This is a genomic window from Micromonospora musae (assembly GCF_003626545.1).
In the GTDB taxonomy this organism is placed as follows: Bacteria; Actinomycetota; Actinomycetes; order Mycobacteriales; family Micromonosporaceae; genus Micromonospora; species Micromonospora musae.
Genome location: NZ_RAZS01000002.1, coordinates 25,663 through 43,788, shown reverse-complemented (window position 1 = coordinate 43,788; position 18,126 = coordinate 25,663). Strand labels below are relative to the sequence as shown.

Annotated in this window: 18 protein-coding genes and 3 pseudogenes; 10 read left to right on the top strand and 11 right to left on the bottom strand. The window is 73.2% G+C overall.

All coding sequences use genetic code 11. From position 1 onward, the window contains the following. Positions 1-10: 10 nt before the first annotated feature. Positions 11-292 (bottom strand): annotated as a pseudogene (locus D7147_RS04580) (hypothetical protein); the annotation flags it as partial. 59 nt (positions 293-351) lie between these two features. Next, positions 352-579, bottom strand: coding sequence for a YciI family protein (locus tag D7147_RS04575; protein ID WP_233563008.1), 228 nt, complete (start codon positions 577-579; stop codon positions 352-354). A gap of 113 nt (positions 580-692) precedes the next feature. On the opposite strand from D7147_RS04575, the gene D7147_RS04570 reads away from it, so the two are divergent. Continuing rightward, positions 693-1,499 carry a LysR family transcriptional regulator gene (locus tag D7147_RS04570; RefSeq protein WP_120674042.1) on the top strand — a complete coding sequence of 269 codons (807 nt, stop codon included), beginning with the start codon at positions 693-695 and terminating at the stop codon, positions 1,497-1,499. 44 nt (positions 1,500-1,543) lie between these two features. Here D7147_RS04570 and D7147_RS04565 read toward each other — a convergent pair whose 3' ends face one another. The 3 genes and pseudogenes from D7147_RS04565 to D7147_RS04555 form a co-directional block, all read right to left on the bottom strand. Further along, positions 1,544-2,296, bottom strand: coding sequence for an SDR family NAD(P)-dependent oxidoreductase (locus tag D7147_RS04565; RefSeq protein WP_120674041.1), 753 nt, complete (start codon positions 2,294-2,296; stop codon positions 1,544-1,546). A gap of 137 nt (positions 2,297-2,433) precedes the next feature. After that, on the bottom strand, positions 2,434-3,225 hold the full coding sequence (locus D7147_RS04560) for an SDR family oxidoreductase (protein WP_120674040.1): 792 nt from the start codon (positions 3,223-3,225) through the stop codon (positions 2,434-2,436). 96 nt (positions 3,226-3,321) lie between these two features. Then, positions 3,322-4,278, bottom strand: a pseudogene (locus D7147_RS04555) (LLM class F420-dependent oxidoreductase); the annotation flags it as partial. 194 nt (positions 4,279-4,472) lie between these two features. On the opposite strand from D7147_RS04555, the gene D7147_RS32330 reads away from it, so the two are divergent. From D7147_RS32330 to D7147_RS04535, 4 genes and pseudogenes are all read left to right on the top strand, one after another. Next, positions 4,473-5,327, top strand: coding sequence for a hypothetical protein (locus tag D7147_RS32330; RefSeq protein ID WP_158609276.1), 855 nt, complete (start codon positions 4,473-4,475; stop codon positions 5,325-5,327). Beyond that, positions 5,324-6,715, top strand: a complete 1,392-nt coding sequence (locus D7147_RS32325; protein WP_158609275.1) for an outer membrane protein assembly factor BamB family protein — start codon at positions 5,324-5,326, stop codon at positions 6,713-6,715. The genes D7147_RS32330 and D7147_RS32325 overlap by 4 nt, the downstream gene beginning before the upstream one ends. Before the next feature lie 108 nt (positions 6,716-6,823). Further along, positions 6,824-8,037: pseudogene (locus D7147_RS04540) on the top strand (low temperature requirement protein A). Positions 8,038-8,083: 46 nt separating this feature from the next. Continuing rightward, positions 8,084-8,947 (top strand): DUF1028 domain-containing protein, encoded by an 864-nt coding sequence (locus tag D7147_RS04535; RefSeq protein ID WP_120674038.1) that lies wholly within the window; start codon positions 8,084-8,086, stop codon positions 8,945-8,947. A 112-nt stretch (positions 8,948-9,059) separates the two neighbouring features. Here D7147_RS04535 and D7147_RS04530 read toward each other — a convergent pair whose 3' ends face one another. Continuing rightward, the gene (locus tag D7147_RS04530) at positions 9,060-9,662 is read right to left on the bottom strand and encodes a class I SAM-dependent methyltransferase (protein WP_120674037.1); all 603 of its coding nucleotides are present in this window, start codon (positions 9,660-9,662) and stop codon (positions 9,060-9,062) included. Positions 9,663-10,461: 799 nt separating this feature from the next. Further along, on the bottom strand, positions 10,462-10,824 hold the full coding sequence (locus tag D7147_RS04525; RefSeq protein WP_147437334.1) for an SH3 domain-containing protein: 363 nt from the start codon (positions 10,822-10,824) through the stop codon (positions 10,462-10,464). Positions 10,825-11,108: 284 nt separating this feature from the next. Between D7147_RS04525 and D7147_RS32320 the strand changes: the two genes are divergently transcribed. Together D7147_RS32320 and D7147_RS32315 are read left to right on the top strand one after the other, a co-directional pair. After that, positions 11,109-11,390, top strand: coding sequence for a hypothetical protein (locus D7147_RS32320; RefSeq protein ID WP_158609274.1), 282 nt, complete (start codon positions 11,109-11,111; stop codon positions 11,388-11,390). Then, positions 11,375-11,548, top strand: coding sequence for a hypothetical protein (locus D7147_RS32315; RefSeq protein WP_158609273.1), 174 nt, complete (start codon positions 11,375-11,377; stop codon positions 11,546-11,548). Before D7147_RS32320 ends, D7147_RS32315 begins: the two co-directional genes overlap by 16 nt. 69 nt (positions 11,549-11,617) lie before the next feature. Here D7147_RS32315 and D7147_RS04515 read toward each other — a convergent pair whose 3' ends face one another. The 3 genes from D7147_RS04515 to D7147_RS04505 form a co-directional block, all read right to left on the bottom strand. Next, the gene (locus D7147_RS04515; protein WP_158609272.1) at positions 11,618-11,959 is read right to left on the bottom strand and encodes an MmcQ/YjbR family DNA-binding protein; all 342 of its coding nucleotides are present in this window, start codon (positions 11,957-11,959) and stop codon (positions 11,618-11,620) included. Between the two features lie 106 nt (positions 11,960-12,065). After that, complete coding sequence (locus D7147_RS04510) at positions 12,066-13,226, bottom strand: low temperature requirement protein A (protein WP_158609271.1); 1,161 nt, start codon at positions 13,224-13,226, stop codon at positions 12,066-12,068. A gap of 250 nt (positions 13,227-13,476) precedes the next feature. Beyond that, positions 13,477-14,145, bottom strand: coding sequence for a maleylpyruvate isomerase N-terminal domain-containing protein (locus D7147_RS04505; protein WP_120674033.1), 669 nt, complete (start codon positions 14,143-14,145; stop codon positions 13,477-13,479). A 123-nt stretch (positions 14,146-14,268) separates the two neighbouring features. Here D7147_RS04505 and D7147_RS04500 point away from each other — a divergent pair, with 123 nt between their 5' ends. Next, positions 14,269-14,640, top strand: a complete 372-nt coding sequence (locus D7147_RS04500; RefSeq protein WP_120674032.1) for a VOC family protein — start codon at positions 14,269-14,271, stop codon at positions 14,638-14,640. A gap of 35 nt (positions 14,641-14,675) precedes the next feature. Here the strand turns inward: D7147_RS04500 and D7147_RS04495 are convergent, their stop codons facing one another. Further along, entirely contained in the window at positions 14,676-15,557 is an 882-nt protein-coding gene (locus tag D7147_RS04495; protein WP_120674031.1) for a phosphatase PAP2 family protein, read from the bottom strand. A 194-nt stretch (positions 15,558-15,751) separates the two neighbouring features. Here D7147_RS04495 and D7147_RS04490 point away from each other — a divergent pair, with 194 nt between their 5' ends. Both D7147_RS04490 and D7147_RS04485 read left to right on the top strand, forming a co-directional pair. Further along, positions 15,752-16,363, top strand: a complete 612-nt coding sequence (locus D7147_RS04490) for a DUF3159 domain-containing protein (protein WP_233563006.1) — start codon at positions 15,752-15,754, stop codon at positions 16,361-16,363. Positions 16,364-16,607: 244 nt separating this feature from the next. Further along, on the top strand, positions 16,608-17,948 hold the full coding sequence (locus tag D7147_RS04485; protein WP_120674030.1) for a GH1 family beta-glucosidase: 1,341 nt from the start codon (positions 16,608-16,610) through the stop codon (positions 17,946-17,948). The last annotated feature ends 178 nt before the right edge of the window (positions 17,949-18,126 follow it).

Below are 18,126 nucleotides of genomic sequence, written 5' to 3'. Positions count from 1 at the left end.
TGCCGGACCACTATGACCTGCGCCCATGGGAAGCCGCGCACCGTATCCGGCACGAGAGCGACGTGTCGCGGAGTCGGACCGCGCGGGCAGGTAAGGGCGTGAGGCGGCGGACGAGCTTGCGCAGGCCCGCCTGCCAACCGTCCGGGTCCTCGACGCGGCGGCGGGCGTACCCGGCGACCTCCGGGTGCGGAAGGATCGGGAAGCGCTCCTCGGCCAGCCCGGCCACGGCGGCGTCGGCGACCTGGTCGGGGGTGAGCACCGCGTCGGAGGCGGCGACGACCCGCGCGCCGAGGACGGGTGATCGCCTGCTCGGCGGTGGAACCGGTCACCGCGCTGAACTCCCCGGAGCCGTCACGCCGGGCGTGCCCCGGGACCCCGGAACCGGTGCACCTCCTGCGGCCAGTCGAGCGCGGTCGCGAGCCTGCCCGCCCAGTACCGCGCCGTTTCGTCGTCGGGCACGTCCACGACGGCGAAGCCGCCGAGGTGCTCCTTGGTCTCGACGTACGGGCCTTCGCTGAAGACGGGCTCGCCGTCGACCGCCTCGACGCTGCAGATCGCGGTGGAGCGGTACCTGATCACCTTCAACGACGGGTGGGTGATCTGATCTGCGGCACGGCGTGGCCCGGCCCGAAACGGGCAGGTCGCGGCCGCGGGCAAGGTATCGCCACGGTCACGATCGGTACCCTGGGGGTATGGATCGACCGGAGGTTCGGGACCTCGTCTACTTCGTCGCGGTGGCCGAGCACCGGCACTTCGGCCGCGCCGCCGAAGAGCTGGGCATGGCCCAGCCGCCGCTGTCCCGGGCGATCAGCAGGCTGGAGCGCCGGCTGGGCGTCCGCCTCTTCGATCGCACCAGCCGGCGGGTCGACCTCACCCCGGCCGGTGAGGTGTTCCTTCGGGAGAGCGGCAAGATCCTCGGCGCGCTCGACAGCGGGGTACGGCGTACCCAGCAGGCCGCCCGGTCGCGCCGGTTGGTGCTCGCCGCTCCGGCCGGCACCGGCGTGGGCCTGCTCGCCGAGACGCTGGACGCCTACCGGCGCGGCCCGGATCCGGTACCGGTGGAGGTTCTCTTCACCACCGACATGGGCGCCGCCCTGCGCTCCGGTACGGCCGACGCGGCGTTCATGTGCAGCACCGACGAGTTCGACGGGCTGGACGCGGTCGATCTCCTCGCCGAGACTCCGGTGGCGCTCCTTCCGGCGGGGCACCCGCTCGCCGTGCGCGACAGCCTGACCGTCGAAGACCTGGAGAGCGATGAGCGCTTCCGGGCGCAGCCGCCGCCGGTGGGCCTCGACGAACTCCTCGACCGGATCGCGCTCGGCGAGTTCGTGGTCGTACTCGGGGCGAGCGCGACCGGCCGGCTCGGTTCCTCCGTCGTCGCCGTTCCGGTGCTCGGCGTGCCGAGCAACCAGATCGTGCTGGCCTGGCCGCGCGCCACCAGGTCGGCTCCGCGTGACCAACTCGTTCGTACCGCGGTCGCGGTCGCGTCGCGGAGCTGACGGCTGACCGGGCCGGCGCCCCGGCGCCGGCCCGGCACCCGCGGTCAGATCTGGTTGACGCCGCCGTCGACGAGCAGTTCGATACCGGTGATGTAGCTGCTCTGGTCGGAGGCGAGGAAGAGCGCCGCAGCGGCCTGTTCGGCCGGGTCGGCGACCCGCCCCAGCGGCACCCCCGCGGCCAGCATCGCGAGGAACTCGTCCGGGCTGGTACCGGCGGGAGCGTTCCCGCGCAGCATCGGCGTCTCCGTGGTGTGCGGCGCGAGCGCGTTGACCCGGATCCCCCGCTCCTTCAGCTCGTTCGCCCAGGTGCGCGTCAACGACCGGACCCCGGCCTTGGCCGCGGCGTAGAGCCCGACGCCGGCCGCCCCACGGCCGGCCGTGGTGGACGAGCAGAGGATGACCGAGGCGTTGTCGTTGAGCAGCGGCAGGGCCTTCTGCACGGTGAAGAGCGCGCTGCGCAGATTGAGCTGGGTGGCGTTCTCGTAGTCCTCCTCGGTCACCTGGGCCAGCGGAGACATCGGTGTCCCACCGGCGTTGGCGTAGAGGACGTCGATCCGGCGCCCCTCGGCGCCGATGGTGGCGAAGAGCCGGTCGAGGTCGGCCAGATCCGTCACATCACCCTGCACTCCGCTGGCGCGCGCCGCACCGATGCGCGTCACCGCGGCGTCGAGTTCCGGCTTGCGCCGTCCGGTGACGTAGACGTACGCGCCCTCCTCGGCGAAGCGAAGCGCGCTGGCGAAGCCGATGCCCTCGCTGGCCCCCGTCACCACCGCGACCCTGCCGTCGAGCTGACCCATGTTCGATCTCCCGTGATAGCTGCTGTGAACGGCGGCCTGTTGACCGCCCGCTTCGCCAGTGCACCTCGCGGGAGCTGCGGGAACAATGATCGATTTGGCAAGCACTGATACCCGACGGGTATCGGTCGAGGTGGCTCTCAGGTGGTGAGGCGGCGGACGAGCTTGCGCAGGCCGGCCTGCCAGCCGTCCGGGTCCTCGGCGCGGCGGCGGGCGTACCCGGCGACCTCCGGGTGCGGAAGGATCAGGAAGCGCTCCTCGGCCAGCCCGGCCACGGCAACGTCGGCGACCTGGTCGGGGGTGAGCACCGCGCCGGAGGCGGCGACGACCCGCGCCCCGAGGTGACCGGCGGCCAGCCCGTCGGCGAGCATCGGGGTGTCGACGCCCTGCGGGCAGAGCGCGCTCACCCGGATCCCGCGGTCCCGGTAGGTGACCGAGAGCCACTCGGCGAAGCCGAGCGCGGCGTGCTTCGTCGCCGTGTACGGCGCGTCCCCGACCGCCGTGAGCACGCCCGCCGCCGAGCAGGTGTGCAGCAGGTGACCGCCGCCGCGGGCGAGCATCCCCGGCAGCACCGCCCGGGCCGAGTAGACGTGCGCGAGCACGTTCACCCGCCAGGCGCGGTCCCATCCCGCGTCGTCCACCTCGACCCCACCGCCGGTGGTGACGCCCGCGTTCGCGCAGAACAGGTCGATGCGGCCGTACCGCTGCTCGGTGTCGGCGACGAGGGCGCGGACCTGCTCCTCGTCGGTGACGTCGACGGCCGCGGGGTGCGCGAGCGGGCCGATGCCGTCGGCGACCGCGCGGGCGGCCTCGGCGTCCACATCGGCCACGACAACGGCGGCGGCCCCCTCGGCGCTGAACCGGCGGGCCAGCGCGGCGCCGATGCCGCCCGCCCCACCGGTGATCACCACGACCCGGTCGGTCAGGTTCACCTAGCTCTCCTCTCCCGGGCCGGGCAGCGAGCCCGAGCCGAACGTCGAAGCCGACACCGCCGTCGCACCGGAGGCCGAGGGGGCCACCGCCGCCGGGCCGAGCCGGGCGATGAGGTCGGCCAGCGCCGCCGGTCCGCCGGGGGCCAGCTCGGGGGTCGGCAGCACCGCGAGTACGGGCACCTCGACGCCCGCGTCGACGTAGCGCTGCACCTGCGGCCGCAGCTGCTCGGGCGAGCCGTGCAGCACGAGCGCGTCGACCAGGTCGTCCGGCACGGCGGCGAGGGCCGCGCGCCGGTCGCCGTCCGCCCACGCCTTCCACATTGGTCCGAGTACGTCCTCCCGGCCGAGCCAGCGGTGGAACGCCGCGTACGCGGGGACGGTGAGGTAACTGGTGATCAGCCGGCGGCCCAGCTTCCGGGCGTGCGCCGCGTCCTCGGTGGGGCAGACGAAGATCCGGGCGGTGACCTCAAAGCCCGGCCCCGGCGCGCCCAGCTCGGCCAGCGCGCGGGGCACGTCGTCGGCGGCCAACCAGTTGAGGATGACCCCGTCGGCCTCGGCACCGGCCAGCCGGAGCATGCCGGGGCGCAGCGCGGCGAGGACCAGCCGCGGCGGTACGGCGGGCGGACGCTCCAGCGCGAACCGGCGCACGGTGAAGGTGTCGAAGTCGCCGTCCACGGTCTCGCCGGCCAGCGCGGCACGTAGGAAGCGCAGCACGTCCCGGGTCCGCCGGTACGGCTCGGTGAACGGCACCGCGTTCCAGTCCTGCACGACGACGGGTGACGAGGACCCGACGCCGAGGGTGAAGCGGTCGGGTGCGATCTCGGCCAGCGCGGCGGCGCTCATCGCGAGCAGCCCAGGCCCCCGGGTGAAGGCGGGCACCACGGCGGTACCCAGCCGCAGGCGCGGCTGCCAGACGGCGGCGAGCGTCAGCGGGGTGAACGCGTCGGTCCCCGCCACCTCGGAGGACCAGACGTCGGTGAACCCGGCCCGGTCGAGGGCGGCGTAGACCGCGGCGTGGTCGGCGAGCGGAACTGCGGTCAGCGGCACCGTCATGCCCCATCGCTTCGTCATCGGTCGATACTGCCCGGTAACCGGGTACCGGAGCAAGATCCGTGTTCGGCGGGATCGGGCACCGGCCGGCGGTGGGGATCCATCGGCGCATGTCGTGCTCGCGACAGAGCTGCCGGCGGCAGGTTCGCCTTTCGTAGGGTGTCCGTACAGCCGCTGCCGGAAGCCGAGGTGCTCTCGTGCCGCCCCCTCAGCCGCGTCGCCCGGCCGGAGGCCGGAAGGTCTCCTGGGAGGCCGTCGCCGGTGTGACCGCCGTCGTCGGCCTCGTCGCCACCATCGTCTTCAGCGTGCTGCAGCTGACCACTGCGGACTCCCCGGAGGCGGCGGCGCCCGCCGACGAGCGCCTCGAACTGGTCGAGGCGGAGTTCGCCGGGGAGTCCACCGCCGTCACCGTGTTGGAAGATGTTCCGACCGACGGTCGACCGAGCGTGTCGCCGTACCCGGAGGCGTCGGCGGGCGCCGACGCACCGAGCCTGCCGACCCTGCGCCTGCTGGTCACGTTACGCAACCCCACGGAGGAGACCGCGGTGCTCACCGGCGTGAAGCTGGTCGTGCACGAGACGCTGCAGGCGCCGGTCTGCGGCCGGCCCAGTGGCGGCGGCATCGCCGCCAGCGTCAACTACTCGTTCCGCTTCCCGGCGAAGCTGCCCGGCCCGTGGAGCCAGACCAATCCGCAGAACTTCGCGGTGGCACCGCGCGACGTCGACGCCCTCGCCGTGTCGATGGGCCCGGAGTTGACCGCCGACGTCCTGACCGTGTGGCGCTTCTCGGTCCACGGGGTGTCCAAGGGCGGCCGGGAGGTGCACTGGGCCGACGGGGTGGCCACCGAGTTCGCCACGACCGACGAGGACGCCTACACCGACTATGTCTGGCCGAAGCCGAGGAATCCGGGCGGCGGGGAGGAGATCCGTGCCTGCGCCGCCGACGCCGAGCAGCGGCTGCGCCGGCTCGCCGAGGCCGCCGGACCCGACGCGGTGACGCATCCCGGGTTCACCGCGCTGCTCGGCGCCTACCGCACGCTCGCGGTGCGATGAGGCGGCGGACCCTGCTGCTCGCCGCCGCCGCAGGTGGCGCCGTCGGAGCGGCGGCGTGGGCCTGGCGTTCGCGTACCGCCGCGCCCGGCGCAGCCCCCGGCGGCCCGTTCACCGATCCGGCCCCCGTCGACTCCCCGTCGAGCGACCGGTGGCGGTCCGCCGTCGGCACGTACGGCATCGAGCCCCGGCACGATGCCACAACCCTGTTCGTGCTCGACGGGTTCGGCACGCTGACCGCCCTCGACCGCGCCACCGGGGCGATCCGCTGGCGCGTCACGACCGGCGTCACCTCCAACGGCTCGCTGCTTCAGACTGACGGGCTGCTGATCGCGGGCGGGTACGACGACAACACCCAGCACGGTCTGCTGGTCGCCGTGGACCCGCAGGGGCGGGAGGTGTGGCGGCAGACGATGCTGCGCAACATCGGCCTCTCCACCGGCCTCACCCGGGGCGGCATCGTCGCCGCCGAGGTGAAGGAGACCCTCTACCTCGTCGACGCGGCCACCGGACGGATCCGGTGGGCGGTCGACATCCCCGACAGCTCCCTGGGCCTCATGTGGCCGACCGCCGGCAACGACCGCATCCTCGTCGAGGCCGTGGACCGCGACCTGACCGGCGTCCTGACCTGCCGGGACCCGGAGACCGGCGCCGAGCGCTGGCACGTGGACGTCGGCGCCGCCCGCTGGCTGCCGCGCGCCCCCGGCGAGACCACCGACTGGCCGCGCTCACCCATGCGGCTCGCCTGGCTGATCACCACCGGGCAGGGCCTCGCCGTCACGTGCCGGCACCGGTCGCGGAGCCGCCCGACCGGAACGGGCGATCCGTTCCGTAACGAGATCGTGGCGTTCGACCCCGGCAGCGGCGAGTTGCGCTGGTCCTTCCTCACGGCCCGGCTCGACCAGCACCACGCCGACGAGGACACCCTCTACGTCAGCCACCAGCAGCCCTTCGACGCGCCCACCGAGATCAAGGCGTTCGAGCTCTCCTCCGGCCGCCCACGCTGGACCTACCGCACCCAGGGGGAGACCGCCGAGTTGCTCGGCCTGAACTCCACCATCTTCGCCGTCGGCGACGGTGTCGTGTGCGTCTCCGGCGCGACGGGTCTCTTCGTCCTGGACCGGGCCACCGGAGCGCTGCGGTGGCACGCCCGCCACCCCGACCAGTTCGGTCCCGCGACACCGGTCATCGCCCGGAACACGATCCTCGTCCCCCGCAGCGACTCCCAGACGAAGGAGGGCGGCCTCTGGCGGTTCCGCGCCCCGGACGGCGAGCGGCTGCCCACGATCGAGCCGCAACCGGCCGCCATGCGCCTGCACCTGGTCGACCCGAGCCTCTACCTCCTCTCCGAGACCGCCACGCTCTCCCTGCCGCTGGACAGCCTGACCTAAGCGGGTCGGGCAAGCACGGCCGGCGGGGCGGTTTCCCGGTTGCCGACGGGCCGGGCCGCCGGAGGTGTTACGACTGCCGGGTGGACTGGATCGCGGACGGGCGCTGACATGGCCATCGGGAGGAAGAACCACCTGATGCCCACGGTCCGGGACCCGGGCCGGGCCACGTTCCTGGAGCTCTTCTTCGACATCGTCTACGTCTTCGCACTGACCCGGATCTCGGCCCGCGCCTTCGAGGACCTCACCGAGCCCGGCGGGGGCGCGCACGGGTGGAGTGCGGTCACCGGCGGCGGGAAGACCCTGCTGCTGCTCCTCGCGCTCTGGTCGGTCTGGCAGGGCACCGCCTGGACCACCAGCCGGTACGACCCGCAGCACGCGTGGGTGCAGGGGATCGTGATCACGGCGCTGGTGGCGAGCATGGTGATGGGGGTCGCCATCCCGCGCGCGTTCACCATGACCGGCCTGATGTTCGCCGTCGCGTACGTGGTCGCCCAGCTGTCCCGGCCGCTGACCCTGCTCATCGCGCTCGGCCCGCACAAGTACCGGCGACTCAAGCTGCGGATGACGCTCACCTTCGCGGCCACCGGCGTGCTCTGGATCGTCGGCGCGCTGCTGCCGGTGAACTGGCGGGTGTCGCTCTGGACGGCCGCGCTGATCGTCGAGTACCTTGCCGCCCGCTTCGGCTGGCCGGTGCCCGGGCTTGGCCGGTCCACCATCTCCCGCTGGGACATCGCCGGGGAGCACCTGGCCGACCGCTACCAGCAGTTTTTCCTCGTCGCGCTCGGCGAGACGATTCTGGTGGCCGGGTCGCGTACAGCAAGGGACCGTACGGGGTCACGCACGCGGCCGCCTTCGCGCTGGCGTTGGCGACCACGGTCGTGCTGTGGCGCATCTACATCCAGCGGGCCGGGCAGATCCTCGCGGAGGCGGTGACCAAGTCCCGGCATCCGGCGAGCATCGGCCGGTCCGCGGCGGACACGCACCTGGTGATGGTGATCGGCCTCTCCGCCGTGGCGGTCGGCTACGAGCTGGTCGTCGACCATCCGACGGAGGCACCGCCCTGGGCGTGGGTGGCGGTGGTGCTGGGTGGGCCGGCGCTCTTCCTGGCCGGGCGGTCCCGATTCGAGTACGAGGTCTTCGGGCGGGTGTCGCCGTCGCGGTGGATCGGGGTGCTGGCGCTCCTCGCGTCGGCGCCGCTGCTGGTGCGCGCGCCGGCGCTCGCCGCCAGCGCCACGGCGGTTGGGGTGCTGGCGGCGGTCGCGGTGGCGGACGCCCGCCGGGCGCGCGGACATCCACCGGAGCCGGCCGCCCCGCCGTTCTGATCATCCACGGGCGTTGATGGGCCGGCGCGCGGGTTAGTCTCTGCGAGTGACCTTCTCGATCGTCGCCCGTTCCGATGACGGCAAGCTGCACGGCGTCGCCGTGGCCAGCAAGTTCCTCGCCGCCGGTGCGCTCGTTCCGGCCGCCGAGGCCGACGCCGGCGCGCTGGCCACCCAGGCGAGCGCCAACCTCGCCTACCGCCCGCAGGGGCTGACCATGCTCCGCACCGGGGTGGCCGCCGCCGACGTGGTCGCCGGCCTGGTCGCCGCAGACGCCGAGCGGGACCACCGGCAGCTCGGCGTGGTCGCCGCCACCGGCCCGGGCGCCACGTTCACGGGCGCGAAGTGCCACGACTGGGCCGGCGGCCAGGCCGGCGACGGGTGGGCCGCGCAGGGCAACATCCTCGCCGGTCCGCAGGTCATCGACGCGATGCGGGACAGCTGGCTGGGCGGTTCGGCGCTCGGGTTCCCACAGCGGCTGCTCGCCGCGTTGCGGGCGGGTGACGCGGCCGGAGGTGACCGGCGGGGCCGGCAGAGCGCCGGGCTGCTCGTGGTGCGGGCCGGCGGCGGCTACGGCGGCAACAGCGACGTCGTGGTGGACCTGCGCGTCGACGACCACCCCGACCCGGTCACCGAGCTGGACCGGCTACTCGCCGTGCACACGCTGCTCTTCAGCCGGCCCGACCCGGCGACCCTGCTCGACCTCAGCGGCGCGGTGGCCACCGAGGTCGGCACGTTACTCGCCGCGCTCGGCCACCCGGTCGACCCGGCCGGCCCGGAGGAGACGCTGGCCTCCTGGGCCGGGATGGAGAACCTGGAGGAGCGGCTGGTCCCGGGGCGCATCGACCCGGTGGTGCTGGAGCATCTGCGCCGCGCCGCGCCGCACGTGCCCGCCCCGCGCACCGGCGCCTGAGCCGCCCGGTCAACCCTCGCGTGAGGCCGACGCCGAGCCGAAGCCGGACGGCACATCGGGGACCGAGGTGCCCGCCGTCGTCCGGCGGGTACCTCGCCGCCGGCCGGCGAACTCAGCGGGCCGGGGTGCCGGTGACGCAGGTGAGCACCCGGCCCTGACCGCGGGTCGCGAGCGAGGTGGTCGTGGTGTAGCCGTGCCTCGTGAGCAGTCGTTCGGTGGCGGCGGCGTTCGCCGTGGCGTGCACGGAGGTCGGCCGCTCGCCGAACACGTAGAGCCGGCCGCCCGGGGCCAGCAGGTCACGCATCCGCTCGATCTGTGCGGTCGTGGCACCGAGCCAGAACAGGCTCACGTTGACCGCGAAGATCTTGTCGAAGTGGCCGGGCCGGTAGTCGGCCGGTTCGAACTCCGCACACCTGATCTCAGCGCGGCCGGAGTCGACATGGATCTCGTTGCGTTCGGCCGCGAGCCGGGCCATCGCTGCCGAGCGGTCGACGGCGACGATCCGCCCGGACGTGAGCCGGCTCGCGACGAGGGAGACGGCGGTTCCCCGACCGCAGCCGATCTCCAACACCTGGTCGTCGGGGGCGACGGCCATCGTCTCCACCGCCCACTGCTGTCGTGGGGAGGCCACCGCCGGCCGAATCGGCCGCTGCGGTCGCGGGGCGGGACCGGAGCCTTCGACGTCCGAGTGCCGGCCCAGCACGCTGCAGCTCACGGGGTCTCTCCGGCCTCGCGGGCGGCGGTGGTCCTCGGTGTAGCGCTCACCGCAGCGAGGCTACCCGCCCCGGCTGAACCCCGGCTCGAAATGTGACGTGACGTGCATGGCGCGCTACGTGGCGCGCGCGGGATCGAAGCAGGCGCCGGAACGGGGTCGTTCGAGGAGCGGGCATGAGGAGGAACACCATGCGGTCGAGGTGGGGCCGGAGACTGCTCCTCGCCAGCGCCGCAGCCATAACGGTGGTGCCCTGGCTCGCCGACTGGAACCGGCGTCACACCTTCGGGGCCCGGGTACGGGCCACACGCCCGCTGGCACGGCACCTCGGAGATGGTCGGCGCCAGCTGCACCGGCCACGTAATGCTGTGGCTGATCATCCGCGGCGTACGGCGCGACCGGCGGATGGCGACCGCCGTGGCGGCGCTGCTGCCGCTGCTGCGGTACGGCCCCTTCAATCCGACCCTCGCCATACCCGGGACGTCACCCGACGAGGAGGGGGGCCGCCGATCCGGCTGCTCGGGCTGCCGACCTCGCTGCTCACCCAGGACGCCCTGATCGCGCTCGCCCTCGGCGGCTACTGGTTGGAGCGGCGCGCCGAGCCACGCCGGGTGCTTCTCACCGAGACGCGGTAGCGCATCCGTCGCGCACCGATCGAAGCAGGACACGCGCTCCCGCCGGAGCGGGGCTAGCGGCGAGAACCTGCCGGGCCGCGCAGATCGGACCCACGTCGAACCGTCGATCGGCCGGGACTCGGTCGTTCGTCCCCGAGTACGAGCCCTGGCCCCGGCCGATCGGCCGATCAGCAGTTCTCGGTGGTGTACTGGACCCACGGGTTGAGGTACGCCCCGCTGATGAAGCCGGACCCACCGGTGCTGAAGCGTGCGTGCCACCAGACGGCGATGCCGTTGACCGTGTCGCCGCGCGTGGCGCAGTCCAGGTACGCCGTCACGCCGCGATTCACCTGGCCATAGGCGGTGCAGGACGTGTGCGGCCCGGTGCGGTAACGGACACCGTCTGCCGTCACCACGGCTGTACGGCTGCTCCGGTCCGACCAGCCCTGCCCGCAAGCCGCCGACGCCGGTGTCGCGGGCACAACGTAGGTCACCGCCGCCGCGAGCAGCACGGTAGCTGCCAGCCGAGCACTCATTCGTCGCGTGGTCATCGGTCTCCCTCCACAATGGTGACTTCCCGCGCAGCATACATCGATAGATGTGCTTGAACCTTTCGCTTCTCGTAGACATCGGGCCGCTACGGACAGCGTCGGGCCTACCATCCCTGTACCCGTTGCTGCCTACGGAATACTCGCGGGGAAGACCGTGCACGTAGACCAGACGACAGATCATCGACGGCATACGCACCGGTACGTCATGGCCTGACGTACCCGCGAACTACGCCCCGCGGCAAACGCTGTATCGATGGTTCCGCCGCTGCGCGGCCGGGGTGCTCGTGCAGATCACCGCACCGGGCTGGTCGCTGCGCCGCAGCCTCGCGGTCGGCACGGCGCTGCTGGTGTCCGGCATCGGTCTCGCCGTCGTCGCCGCCTGGCTCGGCACGCCGAGCCTCACCCTCTTCGTCATCGGTGCGGTACTCAGCGGAGCCGGCGCCAGCGCCGGCGCGATGCTCCGGGGCGTGCTCGGCACCACCGCCGCCATCTCCACCCGGAGGGACGGGCCGAGGCGCTCGCCGACATCCTCCTCGCCGGTTACCTGGGCATGTCCGTGCCGGTGATCGGCGTCGGGATCGCGCTGCGTCACGTGAGCCCGCAGGTGGCGCTGCTCGGCTTCGCCGTCTTCGTCACCCTCGGCGTCGCCGGCGCCGCCCGCTGGCTGCTCGCGGACCCGGCGCGGTCCCGATCGACGGCGCCCGTGACCGCCGCGCGCCGCTGACCACCGGCTCCCCGGCGACGTCCGGGCAGCTCCCCGGCGCGAACCCGGCCACCGCGCCGGTGGCCGGCGTCAGCGGCCGTCGTACTCGGCAACCAGGCGTTTCGGCGCCCGGTTGCGCCACGCCTGCTCGACCAGCTCCCGCATGCGCTCCTCGGTGACCCTGGCCAGGTCGACGCGGAGACCGACGAAGATTCGGCCGTTGCGCCACACCTCCTGGTAGACGTCCGGCTGATCGGCGGCCGCCGCGCCGGCTTCCGCCTGCCCGACACACACGATCGCGTGCGCGTCGCCCTTCTCCAGGTGCGCGAGGAGCCGGTCGGCGACGCGGAAGCCGGGCAGCCGGAAGTGGGGTTGCTCCACGACGTCGGGCAGCGCCGTCGCGTAGCCCCGGAGGTCAGCCAGAGTGATCACGGACGGGCTCCTCGCTGTCGTCTCCAGTGGCCGGACCCCGTCGACGATAGTCAAGCGGACCCGGGGTGGCGGCCACGAACACGGCGCGACCGGCGGCGGGCGGTGGTCACACGCCCGCGGTCGCCGGCCCCGAATCCGGGTCCTCGTCGCTGAACGGCCGGTACCCGGCCGAGCCGCCGGCCGCGTCGCCGCCCTGGCGGCGGACGGCCAGCTGCTCCGCGGCGGCCACCAGGGCGACCACCAGGATCAGGCACACGACACCCGCCAGGGCCGGCATCACCATGGCCGGTGGCACGAGAAGCAGGCAGGCCACGGTGCCACCGATCCGGCGCCAGGCGATCGTCCGGTGGATCCGCCAGTGGGCGTACGCGAAGGCGCCCAGGAAGAGCGCGCAGCCGCCGAAGAGGAGCATCGCCTCGCGGATCGGCAGCGGGTCGAGCGGCGCGGGAACCGTGTCGGCCAGGCCCACAGCGATGGCGATGATCCCGAAGCTGAAGAGCAGGTGCCCGTAGACCAGGATCGCGCGACGGAGGTCCACCTGGTCCGCGGCACGCTCCAGGGCCTGGCGGAAGTCCGGCAGGCCGAAACCGAAGTACAGCCACGCGAGGACGCCGACCATCGCGTAGGCGGCGCCGATCGCGGTGAGCCGGACCGGGTTCAGCTCACCGTCGACGGAGACCGCGCCGACCTCGATCACCGACTCGCCGAGCACCAGGATGATCAGAAGACCGTACCGGTGGGTGTAGTGCACGGGCTGCGCCCTGGGCTGGGTGGTCAGATGACGCACCACCCAGGGGCTCAGCAGGTCGACGGTCGCGGCGACGGCCCAGAAGGCGATCCGTGGCGCGCCGTCCATGAGCGCGCCGGCGACCAGGAGCGGCCCCACGAGCAGGAAGAAGACGTACGGACCGACGAGGAGGTTCCGCCAGGAGAGGCGCTTGCGGAGGGCGAGGACGGCCAACAGCGCCCGGCTGGCGATGTAGACCCCGACGAAGAGCAGCCCGTGGTCCTCGTACGCGCCGGGAATGGTCAGGGCCATCAGGAGGCTGGCGAAGCCGAGCGTGAAGACGCCGACGCGGTCCACCACAGCATCGGTGTCGCGCTGGTTGATGTAGAGGGTGACCCCACCCCAGGCCCAGTAGACGGGGACGAAGAGGATCAGCACCCGGCCGATCCCCGCCCAGCCGTGGTCCTCGTGCAGCAGCTGCGAGAACTGGGTGAGGGCGAAGACGAAGGCGAGGTCGAAGAAGAGTTCCTCCCAGCTCACCCCCTTGTCGGATGGTCCGGGTCGCATCAGCGGCCGTCAGCCGGCGGGCGCGGCCCGGTCGCGTGGCCGGGTGACCGTGGACGACGGCTGATCGCCGGCCGCCTGCTCCGCAAGGTTCACCACCGGCCCGCCTCCGCAACGCCCATCATTCCGACGCGCCGAGGTTAACGTCGGCAACCGCAGCGGGTGACCGGATCGCGACGCCGTCACCGGGAGGGGGCGTTCCGACAAGCCGGGGTGAGCCGGCGGGTCAGCCGCCGAAGGAGAGCCAGCGGAGACCGGCCGCGGCGACGACCGCCCGCTCCCGGTCGTCGAGCCGGGCGCGTCCGGTGGCCTTACGGATCAGGGTCAACGGGTCCCAGCCCAGTTCGGCCGGGACCGGCCGCCCACCGGCGAGCAGCTCGGCGATCACCTGCGCGGCGGTCGGGGTGAGCCACGGCTCGCGGGCGAGCGCGGCGGCCAGGTCCAGGCCGTGCACACCGACCTCGACCACTCGGGTACGTAGAAACTCGGTGAGGCTCATCGCGTCGCCGTGCCGGGTCCGCACCACCCGGTCGGCGGGCGCGGACGCGACCGCGACGTCGGTGGCCCGCCACGCCCGGTCGAAGTCCGCCACCAGCGCCGGGCCGTCGAGTTCGCGGGCCTCCCGCCGACCGCTGTCGATGCGGGCGGCGTCCACCTCAGGGGTGAATTTCGGCGCCCCGAAGTACCCGGCGGCGTCCACCTCCGCCCGCGGCGGGGCGGGCGCGGCGAGCATGTCGGCGAGTCGGCCCGCGCCGCTGCGGACGTGGGCGAGCAGCTCGCGTACGGTCCAGGGTCGGCAGTCGGTCGGCCGGTCCAGGTCCGCCTCGGAGAGGCCGTGCAGCGCCTCGCCCAGCCGGGCGCACTCGTCCCGGAATGCCGCTCGTACCGTCTGCACAGCTGCTCCGTCCGCCGCCGGTACCCTCTCACGCGGCCTGTCCGGCCGGCCGTCCCGGGACTCGACGGGCGGGCACCCGCGCTGCGACCGGGAATTGTCGTATCCACGCCCTACGGTGGTCCGATGGACTGGAAGATCGAGCTCATCCCCGTACCGGTGACCGATGTCGACCGGGCCAAGGCGTTCTACCAGAAGGTCGGCTTCAACGCCGACCACGACCACCGGGTGCACGAGAGCCTGCGGTTCGTTCAGCTGACCCCGCCCGGCTCGGCGTGCTCCATCGTGATCGGCGACGGCATCACCGAGAAGACCCCTGGCACGCAGGAGATCCAGGTGGTGGTCGCCGACGCCGAGGCGGCACGCAAGCAGCTGCTCGACGCGGGCGTCGAGGCGAGCGAGGTCGATGCGCAGGCGTGGGGCAACTTCGTCTACTTCCGTGATCCCGACGGGAACTCGTGGTCCCTGCAGGCGATCGAGTCGCGCCCCAACGGCTGATCGACGCGACGGTCGCTCACCCGGCCGGTGCCGCGTCAACCTTGGTGGCGCGGCACCAGCCGGTGCACCACGGCGAGGACGAGCGCCATCACCACCGCCATCGTTCCGGCGATGCCGGCCGCGCTTCCGGCGTACGCGACGAAGAGCGCCCGCCGGGAGAGCGCCTGCGGCGAGACGCCGCGCAGATCCGTCAACCAGCCCAGCGCCAGCCCGGAGATCACCAGGGCGATCACCCCGCCGACGCCGAGCACCATGGCGGCGACCCGGTGCGCGTCGGCGGTGGAGACCTGCGCCTGCTCGCGCTGGGTCACCAGCAGGACCAGCCCGGCGAGCGCCGCCCAGACCCCCACCACGAGGAACGCGGTCAACGCGTCGCTGGGCCGGTGCCAGCCGGCGGAGAGGGTCGCCACCCCGGCTGCGGCCGCGTAGCCGGCGCCGACGAACGCGCCGAGCGGCCGCGCCTTGGCCGGGAGGACGAGCACCAGCGCCACCGCGACCGACGCGGCCACCGCGGTGTGCCCGCTCGGCAGGCTGTTGCCGGCGTAGATGCGTTCGAGGTCGATGCCGAGGTCGGGGCGGGTCAGCCCGTACTTGAGCAGCTGGGTGGTCACGTTGGCGCCGGCGATCAGCAGGGTCGCGGTGATCGCCAGCGCGATCCGGCCCCGCATCAGCGCGATGAACCCGATCACGATGGTCGCGGCCAGCAACGAGACCACCGACATGGCGTTCAGGATCCGGTCGACCGGCTCGTCGATGCGATCTTGCCCGATCCGGTTGCCGGTGAGCGCCACTGTGTCGACCCACTGGCCGAGCCCGGTGTGTACGGCCACCCGCCAGGCCACGAGGAACGCGGCCACCTGCACCAGAACGAACAGGACCAGCCAGACCGCCGTCCAACCCCTCGCCGTCGCCCGCACGTGCCAACGTTAGCGAGCGCTTCGATGCGGGCGACGGGTGGGCCGACTCCTTCCTACGGTTAGGTTTGTCCCGAGGTCAGGAGGTGACGGTGGCGGGAGGACCGCAGCACGAGGTCCCGCCTTCGGGCGGCGCGCCGCAGCGCCCCGGAGACGCCGAGGCCGCTGATCGGGGACGTCCGGAGTCCCTCGCCGATCTGCTCGGCGGCCGCGCGGGTGCGATCGACGCGACCCTGCCGCCGGTGGCGTTCGCCGTGGGCTGGCTGTTGGGCGGCGAGTCGATCTGGGTCGGGGTGGGCGCCGCGCTGGTGACCGGCGCCGGGGTGGCGGTCTGGCGACTGCGCCGGGGTGACCGGCCGCGTTCGGTGCTCATCGGGTTGCTGGCGGTCTGCGTGGCCGCGTTGATCGCGCTGCGCACCGGTCGCGCCGAGGATTTCTTCCTGCTCCAACTGCTCTCCAATGCGGCTAGCACGTTGGCCTGGGCGGTCAGCATCCTGCTGCGCTGGCCGCTGTTGGGTGTGGTGGTCGGCGCCGCGCTCGGCCAACGCACCCGGTGGCGGCGGGACGCGGCGCTGGTGCGGGCGTACGGGCGGGGCAGTTGGGTCTGGACCGCCACCTACGTGCTGCGGGTCGCCGTCTTCGTTCCGCTCTATCTCGGCGGGCAGGTGGTGGCGCTGGTGGCGGCGCGGGTCGCGCTCACCTGGCCGCTGGTGGCGGCGGCGTTGGCGGTGAGCTGGCTGGTGGTGCGCCGGTCGCTGCCGGCCGGTCACCCCGGGCTGCGCCATCCGGTCGAACCGGTGGAGCGCTGAGGCGTCGGCGGCGGGAACCGGCGGCTCCACAAAGAAGGAGAGAGGCCGCCACGGGGGGAGCGGCCTCTCCAGTGACGTACGTTACTCCGTCGAGGTCCCACGCGTGATCCCGCGTCGGCCTCTTTTTTCGCGCTTCGTCCCCCGGCCGGTCACCGGACGGTCGCCGGCAGGTGCCGACAGGCCTACCTGCGATAATTGTGGGAGCGCTCCCGCATCGTGGGCGCCCGGCGCACGAGGAGAACAGATGTCGATGCCCACCCCACGGCGAGCCCCGCTGCGGTTCCCGGCCGGCTTCGGCTGGGGCGCGTCCACCTCCGCCTACCAGATCGAGGGGGCCACGAAGGACGACGGCCGGGGCGAGTCGATCTGGGACACCTTCAGCCGGACCCCGGGACGCGTCCGCAACGGCGACACCGGCGACGTCGCCGCCGACCACTACCACCGGTACCGCGACGACCTCGACCTCATGCGCGACCTCGGGCTGCGCAGCTACCGGTTCTCCATCGCGTGGCCGCGAATCCAGCCCGACGGCACCGGCGCGCCCAACCAACGCGGCCTCGACTTCTACCGCCGCCTCCTCGACGGCCTGCACGAACGCGGGATCACCCCGATGGCGACCCTGTTCCATTGGGACCTACCGCAGGCGCTCCAGGACGCCGGCGGCTGGGAGTCGCGGGACACCGCGTACCGCTTCGCCGAGTACGCCGAGACGATGTTCCGCGCGCTCGGCGACCGGGTACCGACCTGGCTCACCGTCAACGAACCGAAGACGGTCGTGCAGAACGGCTACCTCTCCGGGCACCACGCACCCGGCCGCCAGGACCCGGAGGCCGCCTACCTGGTCGCCCACCACCTGCAACTCGCGCACGGTCTGGCCGTACGGGCGCTGCGCGCCACCGGCCCCGGCCGCATCGGCCCGGCGCTCAACCTGCACCCCTGCTACCCGGCCGACGACTCCCCCGAAGCGGCGGCCGCCGCCCGGCTCTACGACGGGTACGAGAACCGCCTCTACCTCGACCCCGTCCTCACCGGCCGCTACCCGCACGACGTGCTGGCGGACCTCGGGGCGCAGAGCCGAATGGTTCAGGGCATCGCCGACGGCGACCTGGAGGTCATCTCCGCGCCCATCGACATCCTCGCCGTGCAGTACTACACCCCGATCTACGTCACCGCCCAGGGCGGCACCGCCCGACGCCATCCGACCTCGGAAGCCGAGTGGCAGCAGATCCACCCCGAGGGCATGTACGACATCCTCACCCGGGTCACCCGCGACTACGGCCCGATCCCGATCACCGTGACGGAGAACGGACTGCCCACCCCGGACACCGTGGGCACCGACGGCACCGTCGACGACGCGGGACGCGTCGCGTTCCTCCGCGACCACCTGGCCGCCGCGCACCGGGCGCTCACCGACGGGGTGCCGCTGGAGAGCTTCCACGTCTGGTCCCTGCTCGACAACTTCGAGTGGGCCGAGGGGTACGACCAGCGCTGGGGCCTGGTGTACGTGGACTATGCCACCCAGCGGCGCATCCTCAAGCGCAGCGCCCACTGGTACCGCACGGTCATCGCCGACAACGGCATCTGAACCCCGGACTCGGCGCCCCGAGCCCGGGGCGCCGGGCTCAGGGCGTGTGTCAAAGTCGTCGGTCGAGCCGAGGCGGAGTCCAGGCGGCGGTCCGGCAAGGCGGGGATTCGTTCGGATACCGGTGTCGTATCCGAACGAAGCGCCGACGCCGCCGGTCGTCGTCTGGGCCCGCCGCAGG

Coding starts and splice junctions, on each gene's coding strand:
- D7147_RS04500 (WP_120674032.1), top strand. CDS start 14,269: ATGGACTGGAAGATCGAGCTCATCCCCGTACCGGTGACCGATGTCGAC.
- D7147_RS32315 (WP_158609273.1), top strand. CDS start 11,375: ATGTCCGTGCCGGTGATCGGCGTCGGGATCGCGCTGCGTCACGTGAGC.
- D7147_RS04570 (WP_120674042.1), top strand. CDS start 693: ATGGATCGACCGGAGGTTCGGGACCTCGTCTACTTCGTCGCGGTGGCC.
- D7147_RS04565 (WP_120674041.1), bottom strand. CDS start 2,296: ATGGGTCAGCTCGACGGCAGGGTCGCGGTGGTGACGGGGGCCAGCGAG.
- D7147_RS04485 (WP_120674030.1), top strand. CDS start 16,608: ATGTCGATGCCCACCCCACGGCGAGCCCCGCTGCGGTTCCCGGCCGGC.
- D7147_RS32325 (WP_158609275.1), top strand. CDS start 5,324: ATGAGGCGGCGGACCCTGCTGCTCGCCGCCGCCGCAGGTGGCGCCGTC.
- D7147_RS04525 (WP_147437334.1), bottom strand. CDS start 10,824: ATGACCACGCGACGAATGAGTGCTCGGCTGGCAGCTACCGTGCTGCTC.